Source organism: Uliginosibacterium sp. TH139 (genome assembly GCF_002855595.1).
Lineage (GTDB): Bacteria > Pseudomonadota > Gammaproteobacteria > Burkholderiales > Rhodocyclaceae > Uliginosibacterium > Uliginosibacterium aquaticum.
Window position 1 is genome coordinate 296,883 of record NZ_PKRR01000002.1, and the last position, 18,239, is coordinate 315,121.

Below are 18,239 nucleotides of genomic sequence, written 5' to 3' on the forward strand. Positions count from 1 at the left end.
ATATGTAGGGTGCGCATTGCGCACCGCATGGATGGTGCGCAATGCGCACCCTACGGAATGAATATGCTGACCATCGAAAACCTCAACCAGTACTACGGCGGCAGCCACACCCTGCGCGGCGTTTCGCTTTCGCTCAAGCAAGGCGAAGTCACCACTCTGCTGGGCCGCAATGGCGTGGGCAAAACCACCCTGCTCAAATGCCTGATGGGTCTGTTGCCCGTGGCCAAAGGCTCGGTATCTTTTGATGGCCGCGACATTACCCGGCTGGCTGCCTACAATCGCGCAGCGCTGGGCATGGCCTATGTACCGCAGGGACGCGAAATCTTCCCGCGCCTCACGGTAGAAGAGAACCTGCTGATGGGCCTCGCCAATGGCAAGGCCTCACGTGGCATTCCCGGCTACATCTACGAGATGTTTCCGGTCCTGAAAGACATGCTCAAACGCCGGGGCGGCGACCTCTCCGGCGGCCAGCAACAACAGCTCGCCATCGGCCGCGCACTCACCATGCGCCCCAAAGTTCTGATCCTCGATGAGCCCACCGAGGGCATCCAGCCCTCGATCATCAAGGATATCGGTGCCGCCATTCGCAAGCTGGCCGAAGGCGGTGAAATGGCCATCCTGCTGGTCGAACAGTATTACGACTTTGCGGAATCACTCGCGGACCAGTACGCCGTCATGGCGCGTGGCGAAATCGTCAAGGCCGGCCCTGGCAGCGAGATGCAAGCGGAGAATGTGAAGAGTCTGGTCGCCATCTAACTCGACGCCCGACTCTAGTGCATCATCACGCACCAAATGCGTGCTGATGCACTAAAAACAAGCTTCAAACCTGTCTGCGTAATGCCGGGAGCCGTTTCCCGGCATGGCACCGCTCTTGCTATGCACCGGGATAGGATTTTGAACCTGAACTCAAGTGAACGCCCCCGCTGATCCGACACACCCGCCCCCCTTCACCCAACCCCTAGGCTGGCAGGCTTCGCTCGCCTTGCGCGTGGAGAACCGGACTGGGCGCAGCGTGCTCGCCCGTAATCAGCATTACGGCCCGCTGCGCGTGCAGAAAGCGCTCTACCCGGAAGGCGATCCTGTCTGTCAGATCCTGATGCTGCACCCGCCGGCAGGTATCGCCGGCGGTGACCAGTTGCAGATCGAAGTCGAAGTCGCCGCCGATGCCCACGCCCAGCTCACCACGCCCGGTGCCGGCAAGTGGTACAAGGCACGTGGAGCGGATCAGGCGCTCGCGACGCAGGACATCACCCTGAACATAGCCGCTGGCGGCAAGCTGGAGTGGCTGCCGCAAGAAGTTATCCTATTCGACCAGGCGCAGGCGCGTGCCAGCACCCTCATCAGCCTCGCCGAAGGCGCCCGCGCCATCGGCTGGGACATCCTGTGCCTGGGCCGCCAGGCCAGCGGCGAAGACTTCAGGACCGGCTCATTCCGTCAGCGCCTGCGCCTGCAGCGCCCGGACGGCACACCGCTCTGGCAGGAAGCCATGCATCTGCAAGGCTCGGACTGCGCCATGCGCTCGCCTGTCGGACTCAATAACAACCGGGTTTTCGGCACGCTGTGGCTGGCTGGCATTACGCCGGATGCTACGCTCACCGAATCGCTGCGCACGCTCGCCATCAGCGCCGGAACATATGGGCTATCCGCCCTGCCACAAGTCACGATCGTTCGCGCCATGGCAGACTCTGCCGAAGCGATCCGCCAGTATTTTGAAGCAGTCTGGGCCATCGCCCGGCCGCATGTATTGCAACGCGAGGCAGTACCGCCCCGCATCTGGAAAACCTGATGCCATCCCGGAAACGCCTCGCGCCTGTCGACTTCGCCTTGCCGTGGCCCAGGCACTGCCTGCGGCTCGTCTTCGCGACCGGAACGTTTCCGAAATGGCATGAAATTTAGGAGAAACAATGGAACTCACCCCCCGCGAAAAAGACAAGCTGTTGATCTTCACCGCCGGCCTGCTCGCTGAACGTCGCAAGGCGCGTGGCTTGAAGCTCAACTATCCGGAGGCCGTAGCTTTCATCAGCGCAGCAATCATGGAAGGCGCCCGCGACGGACGCAGTGTTGCCGAGCTGATGAGCTATGGCACGACGCTGCTCGCCCGCGATGACGTGATGGACGGGATCGCCGAGATGATCCCCGAGATCCAGGTTGAAGCCACATTTCCTGACGGCACCAAGCTCGTCACCGTCCACCACCCGATCATCTGACGCACATGAATAAATCTACTGCGCACGCCAATCCCGAAGTTCCAGTGCTCAAGGTACTTACGTACGCCTCCGCGCCTCACTTCGGCCTTGTCGCGCTCGCTACGATTTCTTCACGCGCTTAATCCCTCAAGGAGTCCACCATGAAACGCGCTCTGATTGCCCTCGCCGCTCTGCTCCCCGCCTTCGCCTTTGCCCATGCCGGTGGCGATCATGTCCACGGCTCGGCACTGTTTGCCGGCCTCTCGCACCCCTTCACCGGCCTGGATCACATGGCTGCGATGATCATGGTAGGCGTATGGAGCATGCTGGCATTCCGCCACAACACACGTGCAGCCCTCATCACACCAGCGGCCTTTGCAGGCGTGCTGCTGATCGGCGGCCTCTTGGCCTTCGCAGGCGTACAGGTGTCCGGCGTCGAACCGATGATTGCCGCTTCCCTGCTGGTGCTGGGCCTGCTGGTCGGCCTGCAGGTGAAGCTGCCCGCCATCGTTGGCGCTGCGATAGCCGGCGCTTTCGCCCTCTTCCACGGCCTCGCCCACGGCGCCGAGCTTCCGGCTCAGCAAGCGCTGGCCGCGCTCTCCGGTATGGTCTTCAGCACTCTGGTGCTGCATGTCTTCGGCATGCTGCTGACCCGCTTCGCACTGGAACGCAGTGTGTGGTTGCCTCGTCTGTGTGGCGCAGCCGTCGCCCTGTTCGGCTTCACCCTGCTGGCGGCCTGAGGAGCACGTGATGATCCCCGGAGAACTGCTTGTCGAAGATGGCGAACACGAACTCAATGTCGGCCGCCGTACGCACTCGCTCAGCGTAGCGAACACCGGCGACCGACCCATCCAGGTCGGCTCGCATTACCACTTTGCCGAAACCAATGCGGCGCTCAGCTTTGATCGCGCCGCTGCACACGGCATGCGCCTGAACATCGCCAGCGGCACGGCCGTGCGTTTCGAGCCGGGCCAGAGCCGCACCGTGGAGCTGGTTGATTACGCGGGCGAACGCAAGGTGTATGGCTTCCGCGGCCTCGTGCAAGGAGCACTCTGAGATGGCAAAGATTTCCCGCCGCGCCTACGCGGAAATGTTCGGCCCCACCGTCGGTGATCGCCTGCGTCTAGCCGATACCGATCTGATCATCGAGGTCGAAAAAGACTTCACCATCCTCGGCGAGGAAGTGAAGTTCGGTGGCGGCAAGGTGATCCGCGACGGCATGGGCCAGAGCCAGCTGCCCGCCGCCGAGGTGGCCGACACGGTAATCACCAATGCACTGATCATCGACCACTGGGGCATCGTCAAGGCCGACATCGGCATCAAGAACGGCTACATCTGTGGCATCGGCAAGGCCGGCAATCCGGACGTGCAGCCGGGCGTGACCATCGCCATCGGCGCGGCCACCGAAGTGATCGCAGGCGAAGGCCAGATCATCACCGCCGGCGGCATCGACACCCACATCCACTTCATCTGCCCGCAGCAAATCGACGAAGCGCTCATGAGCGGCGTGACCACCATGATTGGTGGCGGCACCGGCCCATCCACCGGCACTTTCGCCACCACCTGCACGCCCGGCCCCTGGCACATCGCGCGCATGCTGCAGGCGGCCGACGCCTTCCCGATGAATCTGGGTTTTCTCGGCAAGGGCAATGTGAGCCTGCCGGGGCCATTGCGTGAGCAGGTCGAAGCAGGTGCTATCGGCCTCAAGCTGCATGAAGACTGGGGCACCACCCCGCAGGCCATCGACACCTGCCTGGGCGTGGCCGAAGAGCTGGACGTGCAGGTTGCCATCCACTCCGACACCCTCAACGAATCCGGCTTCGTCGAAGACACCGCCGCCGCCTTCAAGGGCCGCACCATCCACACCTTCCACACCGAAGGTGCGGGCGGCGGCCATGCGCCGGACATCGTCAAGCTCGCCGGCATGAAGAACGTGCTGCCCAGCTCCACCAACCCGACCCGCCCCTACACAGTGAACACCATCGACGAGCATCTGGACATGCTGATGGTCTGCCACCACCTCGATGCATCGATTGCCGAAGACGTGGCCTTTGCCGAATCGCGCATCCGCCGCGAGACCATCGCCGCCGAAGACATCCTGCACGACATCGGCGCCCTGTCGATGTTCTCATCCGACTCGCAGGCCATGGGCCGCGTGGGCGAAGTAATCATCCGTACCTGGCAGACCGCGCACAAGATGAAGCAGCAGCGCGGCGCGCTCCCCGGCGACGGCGAACGCAACGACAACTTCCGCGCCAAACGCTACATCGCCAAATACACCATCAACCCGGCCATCGCCCACGGCATCAGCCATGTGGTTGGTTCGGTCGAAGTCGGCAAATTCGCCGATCTGGTCGTCTGGCGCCCTGCCTTCTTCGGCGTAAAGCCCAGCACCATCATCAAGGGCGGCATGATCGCAGCGGCGGCGATGGGCGATGCGAATGCATCGATCCCCACCCCGCAGCCGGTGCACTACCGCCCCATGTTCGGCAGCTTCGGGGGCGGCCTGAAAACCTCGCTGACCTTCGTATCGCAAGCCTCGCTGGACAAAGGCACCCTCAAGGATCTGGGCCTCGCCAAGCCACTCGTGGCAGTGAAGAACATCCGGGGCGTGACCAAGGCCGACATGATCCACAACGACTGGTGCGGTGAAATCACGGTTGATGCCGAGACCTACGAGGTCCATGCCGATGGCGAATTGCTGACCTGCGAGCCAGCAACCAGCCTGCCGATGGCACAGCGCTACTTCCTGTTCTGACGCGGATAATGTAGGTGCGGCTTTAGCCGCACACCATGCGTGGATGGCCGACTGAAGCCGGCCATCCACCGGCGCCCCACTCACGACTTTCCATTTCTGCAACCATGCTCCTGATCGAATCCCTCTGCCCCGCCGACACCCCTGCCAGCGAAAAGCTGATCCTCGATTTCGACGCCCGCACCAAGAGCCGTCTGCGCACCAAGCTCGCCTCCGGTGAAGAGGTCGGGCTATTCCTGCCGCGCGGCACCATCCTGCGCGGTGGTGACAAGCTGCAAGCCAAGGATGGCCGCATCGTGGAAGTGATCGCTGCGCCCGAAGCCCTCGTCGAAGCCCGTTGCAACAGCGCTTTCGAGCTAGCGCGTACGGCCTACCACCTGGGTAACCGCCACGTCGCCGTGCAAGTGGGTGAAGGCGCGCTGCGCATCCAGCAGGATCATGTGCTCGAACACATGCTCGAAGGCCTCGGCGCAGAGTTGCTGCACATCGTCGCCGCATTTGAACCCGAAGCCGGCGCCTACGCGCCCGGCCATCATCATTCCGAACGCGGCGCCACCGAAGCCAAGATTCACGTGATGGGCGGCCATGCGTAACACCGTAGCCCGGATGCAGCGTAGCGGAATCCGGGGCCGGTGCCTCGACATGCTTCCCCGGATTCCGGCCAGCGGCCTTCATCCGGGCTACAGCGCATGAATCTGCAGCTCGTCCGACTCCTCCATCTGGCCAGCCCGGCTTTGCCCGTCGGTGCCTTCTCCTACTCGCAAGGTCTGGAATGGGCCGTCGAATCGGGCGCGGTCAGCTCGGAAGCCGCTGCGCAAGCCTGGATCCGCGATGCCCTGCATCTCGCGCTGGCGCGTTGCGAAGCGCCGGCCCTGATTGGCCTGCTGCGCGCCTGGAAAGCAGGCAACGCTGACGGAATCGCGCGTCTGAATGCCGAATTCATCGCCACCCGCGAAACCAGCGAATTGCGCGCCGAAACCCTACAGATGGGCTACTCGTTGGCGCGCTTGCTGCGCGACCTGCCGGATACGCCAGAGGCCACCAAAACCGCGTTGCTCGAGCTGCGCGAAATAGCCTTCCCCACTCCCTGGGCTGCTGCGGCGGCGCACTGGAACATCGACGAAACAGATGCAGCCAACGCCTATCTGTGGGCCTGGCTGGAGAATCAGGTGATGGCCGCCGTAAAGCTCGTGCCGCTGGGCCAGACCGCTGGCCAGCGCATGCTCGTCGCCCTGGCCGAAGACCTGCCCGCCCTCGCGCTTGAAGCCGTTCGCCGAGCGGATACAGAGGACTGGGAAAACTTCACCCCCGGCATGACGCTGGCGAGTTGTCAGCATGAGACGCAATACACCAGACTCTTCCGATCCTAAGAGGCCGTAGCAAAATGGTTCTGCCTTTGTTGCACCTCCTTGCCGTACCACTTGTACTGTCTGCGTCGGTACGCCGTGCCAGAATCGTTTCGCTGCGCTTCACTCCATTTTGTTACGACCTCATTGAGAACAGATCATGAACGCATCATCCCAACCCCTGCGCGTCGGCATCGGCGGCCCTGTCGGCTCCGGCAAAACCGCTCTGACCCTCGCCCTGTGCACCGCCCTGCGCGACAAGTACAACATCGCAGTGGTGACCAACGACATCTACACCGCCGAAGACGCACAGTTCCTCGTGCGCAACGAGGCCCTGCCCGCCGAGCGCATTCTGGGCGTGGAAACAGGCGGCTGCCCGCACACCGCGATCCGCGAAGATGCCTCGATCAATCTGGAGGCCATCGACCAGCTCAACCGGCGTTTTCCGGGGCTGGAGATCATTTTCGTGGAGTCGGGCGGCGACAACCTGGCGGCCACCTTCTCGCCCGAGCTCTCGGATCTCACGCTGTATGTGATCGACGTATCGGCCGGCGACAAGATTCCGCGCAAGGGCGGGCCGGGCATCATGAAGAGCGATCTCTTGGTGATCAACAAGATCGATCTGGCGCCGCTGGTGGGTGCCTCACTTGAAGTGATGGATCGCGACTCGAAGAAGATGCGCGGCACCAAGCCTTTCGTCTTCAGCAACCAGAAGACGGGTCAGGGCCTCAATGAAATCATCGCCTTCATCGAAACTCAGGGCATGCTGCGCACGGCTGCCTGACTGATCTAGCACCCAGCCCCGGCTGCTCGGCAGCCCGGGAAAGAGACTGCTTCAGCGCAGCCGGATGTCCACGTAGAGCGGATCGTGATCCGAGCTGCGGAACGGATCCGGCTGATAGCGATCCGGGGCGCAGCTTCGGCAAGCCGGCTGACGAAACTCCAGGTTGTAATCCAGATAGACCGGCTCATCGGCATTGATATGCCAATGCCCTGCACTGACGATCCGAGGCCATAGGCTTTCGTTCGAGAGGGCATGATCGAGTGCGCCCGACTCTCCGTCGAACACGTAGGAATAAGGCTTCGTATCGAAACGCGCGATCTGGTCGACCAAACCGTTATGAACCAGTTCCAGTACCGGCGCTTCGCGGGCATAGGCATTCAAATCGCCGATCAGCAATACATCCTGCGCACCGCTGCGCCGCTGCATGGCGCTAATGAAGGTGCGCGTCGCCTGCGCCTGCGCCACCCGCCGGGCATTCCAGCACCCCTGACCGTCGCCCAGTTCCCCATCCAGGCTGCCGAGCTCGGACGGGCAACGCCCCTTGGACTTGAAGTGAGCCACGATCACGTTAAAGCGCCGCCCTTGCGCAACCAGGGTCTGCGCCAGCAAGGGGCGATTATGTACCGGGCGGCTATCGCTCACGCTTGCTCCGAGCGGCACAACCCGCGCGGGTCGATAGATCATTGCGCTGCGGATCGCATCGCTCCCGGCTCCACCCTCCGGCAGAGACACGCTGGCATAAGTCCCGGCCCCCAGCCGCTCGTTCAACCCGGCCACCAGGTCCTGCACCGCTTCGTTGCCGCGATTCTCAACTTCCAGCAAGCCCACCACATCCGCACTCAAGGCCACCAAGGCGTGAATGATCTTGGTGCGCTGACGCTGCAGCTCCATTGCGCTGTCGGCGCCGCGGCAATCATTGCGGGAAGCCCCGGGGCCACAGTCCGCGCCGCTGCGATCCAGCGTAATGAAGTAATTCTGCAGATTGAAACTAGCGATGCGAAGGTCTCCCTTCGGCGCCGGAGGCAGCTCGGAACGCGGGTTGCCGCGCGTGAACAGGGGCGGTGTAAGGGGATGAAGGCGATACTCTGTCAGCCCGGCTCCCTCGTTGCCGGACAAGCCATAGTCGATCACGCCCAATAGCGACTGCACACGATCTCCGACCCGCACCTGCCCCCCGCTGCCCGGATAGGGCGTGGGATCCGGATTCTGGCGGCTGCTGCCATCGTCCAGCACGATCCGCCGGCGGGCATTCTCCGCGGCGAGAGCCCGCGCCTCCGCCGAGCCTGCCACGAACTGGCTGAGAGGGCGCATCAGGCGCCCACCTGCCGCCAGCGTAAGCTGGCCATAACGGCCGAGAAAGTAGTTCTGGGTCACGGTCAGCAGCCCGGGCAATTCAACCAGCATCCCCTCCACCCGCTCAAGATCGCCCTCTACTGCCGGGGGAAACATGATCCGCTTCGGCACCAGTGACGGGCCCGAGCTCAGGATATCGACCTGCACACGCGTCAGTTCAGTATGCGGGTTGGCGCGCGCCAGCGCGCTGCTCTCCGGCACATACTCATTCACGACCCCCTGGACCCTGACCCGGTCTCCTGGCGTTACCCAGGGCATCAGCCCCTGATGCACATAGATGCCATCCGAAGTGGCTTCATCACCGTCACCGGTTTCATCCTGCATGAAGAAGCCAAGACTGGTGGCCAGGCTCACGACCCCGGTGGTGGTAACCGTCTGCCCCTCCAGCGGGCTGCGCACGCCGCGCCCCTGGATCTGCGGAATCGATACACTCAACACGGGTTCCGCAGCCTCGGCAGCAAGGTCAAGACACAGAAAGGCAACAAGGAACAGCAAGACGTTTTTCATGCAATTCGGGGTACGGCCAGGCAGCCGCAAACTATACCTGCCCTGCTCCCCACAAAACACATGCTTGCAAAGCAGGAATTTGCGTGCCATTGGCCGCGCGAATATGATTACTGCCCCGACTGTCGCACGGCGGATGATGCATGCGGCGGCCAGGGCCGGCCTGCGAATTCTGCGCCACGCGCAAGCTGACTCCTCCTGCGGCACGCCTCTCAATCCTCACGCCCCTCCCGGCCCGGGTCTGCTGAGTTCGGGTCGCAGTTGTTTGCCCCTGCGAGCTGGCGCGACTTCGATGTACAGACCATGACCACCTACGATTCGACCCCTGCCCCATCCCGTCCCATGGGGCGCGAGGACTACAAGACTCTTTCCCTGTCCGCGCTCGGCGGCACGCTGGAGTTCTACGACTTCGTCATTTTCGTGTTCTTCTCGGCCACACTAGGCCGCCTGTTCTTTCCATCCACCCTGCCCGACTGGATGATCCAGCTGCAAACCCTGGGCATCTTCGCGGCCGGCTATCTGGCGCGCCCGCTGGGTGGCATCATCATTGCGCACTACGGCGACAAGCTCGGTCGCAAGCGCATGTTCACGCTGTCCATCTTCCTGATGGCGGCGCCCACCCTGCTCATCGGCCTGCTGCCGACCTATGAGGTCATCGGCGTAGCCGCCCCATTGTTGCTGCTCGCAATGCGCGTACTGCAAGGCGCCGCTATCGGCGGAGAAATGCCAGGCGCTTGGGTCTTCGTATCCGAACACGTACCGCCACGCCATTCCGGTTTCAGCGTCGGAGTGCTGACCTCAGGCATCTGCGGCGGCATCCTGCTCGGATCGCTGATCGCGATCGCCATCAACCGCAGCTTCACGCAGGAAGAAATCGGCAGCTATGCCTGGCGAATTCCCTTTATCCTCGGTGGCCTGTTCGGATTCATCTCGGTGTATCTGCGCCGCTTCCTGTCAGAGACCCCGGTTTTCAAGGAACTCGCCGCACAGCGCGCGCTGGCCGAAGAAATGCCCGTCAAGACCGTGCTGCGCGAGCACCGCGCGGCCTGTCTGCTGACAGGGGCCTACACCTGGTCGCTGTCCACAGCCGTCGTGGTACTGATCCTGATGACGCCGACCCTGCTCCAGAAGATGCACCACATCGCGCCAGCCACTGCGCTCGAAGCCAACTGCGTCGGAACCCTGATGCTGGTGCTCGGCTGCGGCTTCTTTGGCTGGCTGGCTGATCGCGTCGGCATGCGTCTGACGCTGCTGATCAGCTGGGGCGGTCTCGCACTGAGCGCCTATCACTTCTTCACCGTGCTGCCCGCCGGCGTGAGCTATGGCGAGCTGGTGTTCAATTACGGCCTGATGGGCTTCTTCGTTGGCGCCATCGCCACCATGGCCATTGTTGGCGTGCGCGCCTTCCCACCCATGATCCGTTACTCCGGCCTGTCCTTCGCCTACAACATCGCCTACGCAATCTTCGGCGGCCTGACGCCCGTGCTGACCCAGTTGTGGCTGCAGAAGGATGCGCTGGCCGGTGCACACTATGTGGCGCTGGTATCGGTACTGGCGATGCTGCTGGCCTTCACCTCGCTGGCAGCCTACGGCTGGGCCAACGAACACCGTCGGTAAGCTGCCTGCGGGCCTGTCCCTGCTCGCTGGGGGCAGGCCTTCTGCAGGGGCACGTTCACCGAGCTGTTACAATTCCCGGCTTCGCACCCACACAGCAGGAAGCCCAGCTTGCAGCCCTTCAAGCCCCTCAGCGACCAGGAACTCGCCGCTCATACCCCCATGATGAAGCAGTACCTCCGGATCAAAAACCAGCATCCGGACACCCTGCTTTTCTATCGCATGGGCGACTTCTACGAGCTGTTTTTCGAGGATGCCGAGAAGGCCGCACGGATGCTGGACATCACGCTCACCACGCGTGGCGCCTCAGGTGGCTCGCCGATCAAGATGGCCGGTGTACCGCACCATGCGCTGGAGCCCTATCTCGCCAAGATCGTGAAGATGGGCGAATCGGCGGTGATCGCCGAACAGGTGGGCGAGCCCGGCGTGACCAAGGGGCCGATGGAGCGAGCGGTCTCCCGCATCGTCACCCCCGGCACACTGACCGACGCGGCGCTGCTCGACGAACGCGCCGAAGCGCCGCTGCTGGCGGTACAGCTCAATCGCGGCGTGCTAGGGCTGGTGTGGCTGAACCTTGCCAATGGCGACTTCCGCCTGGTCGAGACCGAGCCCGAGAACCTGATCAGCCATCTGGAGCGCTTGCGCCCGGCCGAGGCGCTGATCCCCGAATCGCTCAAACTGCCGGCGCTGGAAGCCCGCGTGCCGGCGATCCGGCGTCTGGCTGACTGGCAGTTCGATGCCAAGACTGCGCAGGAGCTCCTCACGACGCACTTCGGCACCCGCGATCTCGCGGGTTTCGGTGCCGAAGGCCTGAACGTGGCGCTGGCCGCCGCTAGCGCACTGTTCGAGTTTGCGCGCAGCACCCAGCGCCAGACCCTGGCCCACATCACCACGCTGAAGGTGGAGAGCGAGGGCGACTACCTGCGCATGGACGCGCAGACCCGGCGCAACCTCGAAATTTCCGAAACCCTGCGTGGCGACCCGTCGCCCACCCTGCTCTCGCTGCTGGACCTGACCGAGACCAGCATGGGCTCGCGTTGGCTGCGCCACGCCCTGCACCACCCGCTGGCCAGTCGCAACGCCTGCCGCGAGCGCCACGCCGTGGTAGGCGCGCTGCTGGGAGATGCCGGTGACGGCCCGCTGAATGCAGTGGCTGCAGCACTCCGCCCGATCGCCGATATTGAACGCATCGCCACGCGCATCGCACTGACCAGCGTGCGCCCGCGCGAGCTGGCCGCGCTGCGCGAGAGCCTTGCTGCGCTCGACTCGGTGCGTGCGCCTTTGCCGCAAGCGGATTCGAGTCTCCTCAAACACATCCACATGGATCTGGAGACGCCGCTCGACACCCTGATGCTCTTGCGTGCCGCGATTGCCGAGGAGCCCGCCACTCAGGTACGCGATGGCGGCGTGATCGCGCGCGGTTATGACGCGGAGCTGGACGAGCTGCGCGACATCCAGAACAACTGCGGCGAATTTCTCATCGCACTGGAAGCCCGCGAGCGCGAGCGCACCGGCATCGCGACGCTGAAGGTCGAGTTCAACCGGGTGCATGGCTTCTACATCGAAGTCACCCACGCCAACACCGACAAGGTGCCGGAGGATTACCGCCGGCGCCAAACCATGAAGAATGCCGAGCGCTACATCACGCCCGAGCTGAAAGCCTTCGAGGACAAGGCTCTATCGGCGCAAGACCGCTCACTGGCACGCGAGAAGATGCTCTACGAGGCGCTGGTCGCGCAGCTCGCGCCGCAGGTGCCGCGCCTGCAACAGATCGCCCATGCCGTGGCCCTGCTCGACGGCCTCAACGCTTTCGCCCAGGCCGCTGCCCGCTTCGACTACCGCGCGCCCGAACTCTCGGACGAGCCCGGCATCGAGATCACGGCCGGCCGCCATCCGGTGGTCGAACGTCAGGTCGACGCTTTCATCAGCAATGACACGCGACTGGCGCCGACGCGGCGCATGCTGCTCGTGACCGGCCCGAACATGGGCGGTAAATCGACCTATATGCGCCAAGTGGCGCTGATCGTGCTGCTGGCCCACTGCGGCAGCTTCGTGCCCGCAAGTCAGTGCCGGATCGGGCCAGTGGATGCGATCTTCACGCGCATCGGTGCGTCGGACGATCTGGCCTCCGGCCGCTCGACCTTCATGGTCGAGATGACCGAAGCCGCGGCCATCCTGAATGGCGCGACCGACAAGAGTCTGGTGCTGATGGACGAGATCGGCCGCGGCACCTCCACCTTCGACGGCATGGCGCTGGCCTACTCGATCGCCAAGCATCTGCTCGACAAGAATCTCAGCTATTCGCTCTTTTCGACCCACTACTTCGAGCTGACTCGCCTCGGCCAGGACTACCCGGAGTGCGCCAACGTGCATCTGGGCGCGGTGGAGCATGGCCACAGCATCGTCTTCCTGCACGCGGTGCAGGATGGCCCGGCTTCGCAAAGCTACGGTATCGAAGTCGCCGCACTGGCCGGCATTCCACCCGCCGTGGTGCGCGACGCCAAGCGCCGCTTGCGCGCGCTGGAAAACCGCGAAGTAGCGAGCGGCCCGCAGGATGATCTATTCGCCTCGCTGCCCGAGCCGGAACCGGCGCAGGTCAGCCATCCGGCTCTGTCGGCGCTGGCCGAACTGGACCCGGACAGCATGACCCCGCGCGAAGCCATGGAAGCGCTCTACGCGCTGCGCAAAGCTCTGTGACAGTGACACCCACAGTCCCCCCGAGCCTGCCAGCACACCAGTTACTGCACGCGCGCATCGCCACCAAGGCCCACTTCTTCATCTGCGGCCTGCTCTTTGCCACCTGGGGCGTGCATGTGCCGACAGTGAAGGCGCAGTTCGGCCTCAGCGAGGCCCAGCTGGCCTGGCTGATGCTGGCCGCCGGCATCGGCTCGCTGATCACGCTGACCCGCGTCGGCGGCTGGGTGGCGCGCCACGGTGCGCGCCCGGTGGTGCTGTGCGGCGCCCGGTGGTGCTGTGCGGCGCCAGCGTGGTCTGCGCCAGCCTTGCGGCCCTGCTATTCGCACCCGGCTATGTGCTGCTCGTGCTCCTGCTGTTCGCCTTCGGGCTAGGCAGCGGCGGCTTCGATGTGGCCATGAATGCCGAAGCCGTGGCGGTGGAACGCGAGATGGGCAAGCCGATCATGCCCTCCTTCCACGGCTTCTTCAGCCTGGGCGGACTCGCCGGCGCGCTGAACGGCAGCCTCGTCGCCGGGGCCGGAATTCGCCCAGTGCTGCACGTTGCACTCACCTGTGCGGCGGGTTTTGCCCTGGTGTGGTTTGCCGCCCGCGCCATGTTGCCCACCCATGCCACCCATTCGCCGGACGAGCAACATCAGGGCTTCCGCCTGCCGCATGGCGTGCTGCTGCTTCTGGGCCTGCTGGCCGCACTGGCGCTGGTCAGCGAAGGCGCGATGTACGACTGGAGCACGCTCTACATGAGCCAGGAGCTGGCCAGCCCGGCCAGCATTGCTGCGCTGGGCTACGCCGCCTTCTCCGGCGCGATGGCGGCCGGCCGCTTCGGCGGCGACTGGCTACGCGGCCGCCTCGGCGCCAGCCTCACCTTGCAGCTGTCGACCTGGCTGACCGGCGCGGCGATGCTGCTGACCCTGCTGATCGGTGAGCGCTGGGCCGCCATTGGCGGCTTTGCATTGGTTGGGCTGGGGCTTTCGAACGTGATCCCGGTGCTGTTCTCGGCCGCCGCGCGCGTACCCGGCGTATCACCGGCCAGTGGCATCGCCGGCGTTTCCGGCATCGGCTATCTGGGCTTCATGTGCGGCCCGCCACTGATCGGCGCTATCGCCGAGCACAGCAGCCTCTCCAGCGGCCTGCTGGTGGTGGCCTTCTTTGCCGTCCTCGTGGCTTTGCTGACGCCCCATGCCATGCACGGCATCGCACGTCCGGACGCCGCCAGAGTTCCACACTGACGCTAGAGGCCAGCGCAGTACTGGCCTCTCTACGCACCTCCGGGCGCCCCTTCGAGAAAAAGGGTTTTCCCTGTTCAAGCCCCTGCTCCTGTCTGCCGCTATTTCTTGAAGCAAGCCCATCCCGGTAATGGATGGTCCGGCCGCATGTCATGCAAACCCGTCCGCTTCGCTGTGCCGGCGAGCGTCAGACCATGCGCCGCTCAACAGGAGAAGCGCATGTTCGGCCCTTCAAGAAAGCACGTTCAGGAAATCACGGAACTGCGCACCGAGCTTTCATCTCTGCGCGAAATTGCCTCAGCACTGGACCGCAGCGTGGCGCGTATCGAGTTCGGCAGCGACGGGGTGATCCGCAATGCAAATTCTCTTTTCTGTCAGACGATGGCTTATGCCGCCAGTGAAGTAATTGGCCGGGACCACCAGATCTTCTGCGAGCCTGCCTTCGCAAACAGCGATGAATATCGTGATTTCTGGCAGCGCCTACGCCACGGCGAGTCTTTTACGGGCACGTTCCGCCGCCTGCGCAAGGATGGCGGTGTCGTGTGGCTGGAGGCCACGTATTTCCCGGTAAGCGATGCGGAGGGCAAGGTCTGCAAGGTGATCAAGATCGCCAGCGACGTCACGGAACGCGTCAAGACTGCAGAGCAAAGCAAAGCCCTGCTTGATGCCCTCAACCGCTCGATGGCGGCCATCGAATTCGATATGCAGGGCCGGATCATCACCGCCAACCCGCCCTTCCTCGCCGTCATGGGTTACCGCCACGACGAACTCATCGGCCAGCATCACCGTATTTTCTGCACCGCCAGCCATGCCGCCAGTGCGGAATATGCTGAATTCTGGCGCGCCCTCAATAGCGGCCGGTTTTTCACCGGCCTCGTGGAGCGCGTCACGAAACAGGGGCAAACAGTCTGGCTTGAGGCCAGCTACAACCCGGTGCTGGATGAACAGGGCAAGCCCTGCCGGGTCGTGAAATTCGCCAGCGATGTCACACAGCGCGTGCTGCGCGCGCAGGCCGAGCATCAAAGTGCAGAAACTGCCAGCGAAGTTTCACTGCAGGCCGAAGCACTCTCCAACCATGGCAATCTGACCATCCGCGACACGATTGCGCAGATGGAAAAGCTCTCCTCCCAGATGAATGCCTCATCGAGTCAGGTGTATGGCCTGGGTGAGAAGACCAGCCAGATCACTTCCATCGTCAATACGATCAAGGAAATCGCCGACCAGACCAATCTGCTGGCCCTGAACGCCGCCATTGAAGCCGCACGTGCGGGGGAATCGGGGCGCGGCTTTGCCGTGGTGGCCGATGAAGTCCGCAAGCTTGCGGAGCGAACCAGTCTGTCCACCGGGGATATCTCGCGGATGATCAACGAGATCCAGAGCGAAACCCGCACGGTGATCGACAGCATGGACAAGAGCCTGCAGGGGGTTGAAGAAGGCACCCGGATGGTGTCGGAGGTCGGCACCACGATCCGCCAGATTCAGGACGGGGCGGGGAAAGTCGTCACGATCGTGCAAGAACTGAAGAAGGCGGCGGCACATTCAGCCAACTGAGCCCTCGTTCAGGGCACTTCAGTCAGACCGCTGCGCTGGTCATAGCTCTGCTGAGCGGCCAGGATGCCGGGCATGTTGGATTCGGCCCAGCGCGAAAGATGCTCGATGGTTTCGGCCAGCGTGTTGCCAAGCCCGGTCAACGAGTATTCGACCGTGACCGGCACCGTTGCAATCACGCTGCGCCCGATCAGGCCATCACGCTCGAGTTTCTTGAGCGTCTGCGACAAGACCTTTTGCGATACGCCATCCACCTCGCGGCGCAGCTGGTTGAAACGCAGGGTGCCGCCGCGCAGGCGGCCGATCACCAGCAGCGCCCACTTGTCCGCAAGGCGATCAAGCACCAGACGAGCCGGACAGTGACGAGAATAGACATCATAGGCGCCGGACATGCAGCGCTCACTCGAAGTCACTACAGACATGGTTTCTCCAAGGTAACCAGGTGAGTACAAAGTACCTTCTTGTTGACCTGGTTTCCAGAAGATACCATCCATCCAGACTCATCGCGAGCGAGCCAAACGCTCATGCCTGAAGCGATACAGATTTTCTCCCTAGCAGTGCCCAACCGAAAGGACGTCCTCATGAGCAAGATCGTCGTTGTGTATTTCTCCGGCTATGGCCATACCCGTCGCATTGCTGAAGCGGTTGCCGCAGGCGCCAGCGCATCGCTGCTTGCAGTCGACAGCGAAGGCAATATTCCGGAGGCAGGCTGGGATGAACTGGCAGCTGCCGATGGCATCATCTTCGGCGCGCCGACCTATATGGGTTCCGCCCCCTGGCAGTTCAAGAAATTTGCCGATGCCACCTCCAAGGCCTGGTTCACCCGCGCCTGGCAGGACAAGGTCTTCGGCGGCTTCACCAATAGCGCCAGCCTCAATGGCGACAAAGCCGTCACACTGATCAGCCTGCAGACCCTGGCTTCGCAGCACGGCGGCATCTGGGTGAGCCTCGGGCTGCCGCCGGCCAACACGCTGGCCTCCACTCGCCAGGACGTCAACAACCTCGGCGGCTCGGTTGGCCTGCTGGTGCAATCGCCATCCGACGCGGGCGCCGAAGCCATTCCGCAAGGCGACCTGGATACCGCCGGAAAGTATGGCGCACGGGTGGCCGAAATCGCCTCACGCCTGAAGGCCTGAAGGCACTTGATACATCGCACGGGGCTGCCACGGCAGCCCCTTTTTTTTGGGGCGCAAACAGCCGACGACGTGATCGGCAATCTGGGCAGCCCTGCAGAATGGCCAAGAGGGGCTAATATGCTGAAGGGCGGCTTCAGATATCTGTCGCAGCGACCGTTATGACTGCATCCGCCTTCTTACGCCTGCCATGCTCCAGCCTCCCGTACAGCACCTCATCCGACTGCTGACTCTGCTCTTCTGCCTGCTCGGCAGCACCACACTCCAGGCAGAGATCTTCACCCTGACGGCGGCGGAGAGCGGGAGCGATCCGCGCACTTCCTACAACCTGAAACTGGTGAAGCTGGCGCTGGAGAAAACCCGCGCGGAATACGGCGATTACGAGATCCGGACCAGTGCGCCAATGAATACCGCGCGGGCCCTGGCTGAAGCCAGGGCCGGTAGCCTCACCAACCTGCTGGTGATGACCACTTTTCAGAATGCCTTGCTGGATCAGGGCCTGGACTACGCCCGCTTTCCGGTTGATTTCGGTGTGACTGGCTACCGCGTGTGCTTCGTCTCCCCGGCGGCCCATGATGCAATTGCCCGCCTCGAGAGCTTCGAAGAGCTACGCAAGTACACCATCGCCCAGGGTCTGGGCTGGGCGGATGTGAACATCCTGCGCCACAACCGACTCACGGTGCAGGAGGTTGGCAGCTACGAGAGCCTGTTCGGCATGGTAGCCGCCAGCCGAGTGGATCTTTTTTGCCGCGGCATCAACGAGCTGGAACCCGAGCTGAAGAGCCATGAAGGGCAATCGAACCTGCTGGTGGACAGCTCTTTCGCCCTGGCCTATCCCTTGCCGCGCTTTTTCTTTTCCAGCGCACGAAATGGCCCGGCCCTCCAACGGATTACCCGCGGCATGCAGAGGGCGTACAAGGACGGCTCCCTGCGCAAGCTCTGGCTGGCGGAGTTCCGCAGCGCCCTGGCATTTGCGCGCCTTGATCAGCGCCGCATCTTCCACCTGCAGAACCCGGATATCGGACGCATCGATTTCGATTACCAGAAGTATTACTTCGACCCCAAGAAGCCCTTCTGATTGCCCTTGGCCCTGGCCT

Annotated in this window: 18 protein-coding genes; 16 read left to right on the forward strand and 2 right to left on the reverse strand. The window is 63.3% G+C overall.

The window, feature by feature from the left end; translation table 11 throughout:
- The first annotated feature begins 63 nt into the window (after positions 1-63).
- The 9 genes from urtE (at position 64) to ureG (ending at position 7,071) form a co-directional block, all read left to right on the forward strand.
- Complete coding sequence (urtE, locus tag C0V76_RS04995) at positions 64-756, forward strand: urea ABC transporter ATP-binding subunit UrtE (RefSeq protein ID WP_101941275.1); 693 nt, start codon at positions 64-66, stop codon at positions 754-756.
- A gap of 154 nt (positions 757-910) precedes the next feature.
- On the forward strand, positions 911-1,786 hold the full coding sequence (locus tag C0V76_RS05000) for an urease accessory protein UreD (protein WP_143707354.1): 876 nt from the start codon (positions 911-913) through the stop codon (positions 1,784-1,786).
- A 118-nt stretch (positions 1,787-1,904) separates the two neighbouring features.
- Positions 1,905-2,207 (forward strand): urease subunit gamma, encoded by a 303-nt coding sequence (ureA, locus tag C0V76_RS05005; RefSeq protein ID WP_101941277.1) that lies wholly within the window; start codon positions 1,905-1,907, stop codon positions 2,205-2,207.
- A gap of 140 nt (positions 2,208-2,347) precedes the next feature.
- Positions 2,348-2,926 carry a HupE/UreJ family protein gene (locus C0V76_RS05010; protein WP_101941278.1) on the forward strand — a complete coding sequence of 193 codons (579 nt, stop codon included), beginning with the start codon at positions 2,348-2,350 and terminating at the stop codon, positions 2,924-2,926.
- Between the two features lie 10 nt (positions 2,927-2,936).
- A complete protein-coding gene (locus C0V76_RS05015) occupies positions 2,937-3,242 on the forward strand; it encodes an urease subunit beta (protein ID WP_101941279.1) in 306 nt (101 codons plus the stop codon).
- A 1-nt stretch (position 3,243) separates the two neighbouring features.
- Positions 3,244-4,944 (forward strand): urease subunit alpha, encoded by a 1,701-nt coding sequence (gene ureC, locus C0V76_RS05020; protein WP_101941280.1) that lies wholly within the window; start codon positions 3,244-3,246, stop codon positions 4,942-4,944.
- A gap of 104 nt (positions 4,945-5,048) precedes the next feature.
- Positions 5,049-5,534: an urease accessory protein UreE gene (gene ureE, locus C0V76_RS05025; RefSeq protein WP_101941281.1), complete on the forward strand. Its 486-nt coding sequence runs from the start codon at positions 5,049-5,051 to the stop codon at positions 5,532-5,534.
- Positions 5,535-5,630: 96 nt separating this feature from the next.
- On the forward strand, positions 5,631-6,311 hold the full coding sequence (locus tag C0V76_RS05030) for an urease accessory protein UreF (RefSeq protein WP_101941282.1): 681 nt from the start codon (positions 5,631-5,633) through the stop codon (positions 6,309-6,311).
- A 136-nt stretch (positions 6,312-6,447) separates the two neighbouring features.
- Positions 6,448-7,071, forward strand: coding sequence for an urease accessory protein UreG (gene ureG, locus C0V76_RS05035; protein WP_101941283.1), 624 nt, complete (start codon positions 6,448-6,450; stop codon positions 7,069-7,071).
- A gap of 51 nt (positions 7,072-7,122) precedes the next feature.
- Here ureG and C0V76_RS05040 read toward each other — a convergent pair whose 3' ends face one another.
- Positions 7,123-8,931 (reverse strand): ExeM/NucH family extracellular endonuclease, encoded by a 1,809-nt coding sequence (locus C0V76_RS05040; protein ID WP_158239147.1) that lies wholly within the window; start codon positions 8,929-8,931, stop codon positions 7,123-7,125.
- Between the two features lie 300 nt (positions 8,932-9,231).
- Here C0V76_RS05040 and C0V76_RS05045 point away from each other — a divergent pair, with 300 nt between their 5' ends.
- The 5 genes from C0V76_RS05045 to C0V76_RS20380 all read left to right on the forward strand — a co-directional run bounded on the left by C0V76_RS05045 (position 9,232) and on the right by C0V76_RS20380 (position 16,012).
- Positions 9,232-10,545, forward strand: a complete 1,314-nt coding sequence (locus C0V76_RS05045) for an MFS transporter (protein ID WP_101941671.1) — start codon at positions 9,232-9,234, stop codon at positions 10,543-10,545.
- 159 nt (positions 10,546-10,704) lie between these two features.
- Complete coding sequence (mutS, locus tag C0V76_RS05050) at positions 10,705-13,239, forward strand: DNA mismatch repair protein MutS (RefSeq protein ID WP_101941672.1); 2,535 nt, start codon at positions 10,705-10,707, stop codon at positions 13,237-13,239.
- A gap of 2 nt (positions 13,240-13,241) precedes the next feature.
- Positions 13,242-13,610, forward strand: coding sequence for a hypothetical protein (locus C0V76_RS20080; protein WP_216821656.1), 369 nt, complete (start codon positions 13,242-13,244; stop codon positions 13,608-13,610).
- Complete coding sequence (locus C0V76_RS05055) at positions 13,583-14,464, forward strand: MFS transporter (protein ID WP_216821657.1); 882 nt, start codon at positions 13,583-13,585, stop codon at positions 14,462-14,464. The genes C0V76_RS20080 and C0V76_RS05055 overlap by 28 nt, the downstream gene beginning before the upstream one ends.
- Before the next feature lie 216 nt (positions 14,465-14,680).
- The gene (locus C0V76_RS20380) at positions 14,681-16,012 is read left to right on the forward strand and encodes a PAS domain-containing methyl-accepting chemotaxis protein (RefSeq protein ID WP_101941285.1); all 1,332 of its coding nucleotides are present in this window, start codon (positions 14,681-14,683) and stop codon (positions 16,010-16,012) included.
- Positions 16,013-16,020: 8 nt separating this feature from the next.
- Here C0V76_RS20380 and C0V76_RS05065 read toward each other — a convergent pair whose 3' ends face one another.
- Complete coding sequence (locus C0V76_RS05065) at positions 16,021-16,431, reverse strand: helix-turn-helix domain-containing protein (protein WP_216821658.1); 411 nt, start codon at positions 16,429-16,431, stop codon at positions 16,021-16,023.
- Between the two features lie 159 nt (positions 16,432-16,590).
- Between C0V76_RS05065 and C0V76_RS05070 the strand changes: the two genes are divergently transcribed.
- The gene (locus C0V76_RS05070) at positions 16,591-17,145 is read left to right on the forward strand and encodes an NAD(P)H-dependent oxidoreductase (protein WP_101941287.1); all 555 of its coding nucleotides are present in this window, start codon (positions 16,591-16,593) and stop codon (positions 17,143-17,145) included.
- Positions 17,146-17,332: 187 nt separating this feature from the next.
- Positions 17,333-18,220 (forward strand): hypothetical protein, encoded by an 888-nt coding sequence (locus tag C0V76_RS05075; RefSeq protein ID WP_101941288.1) that lies wholly within the window; start codon positions 17,333-17,335, stop codon positions 18,218-18,220.
- Positions 18,221-18,239: the final 19 nt, after the last annotated feature.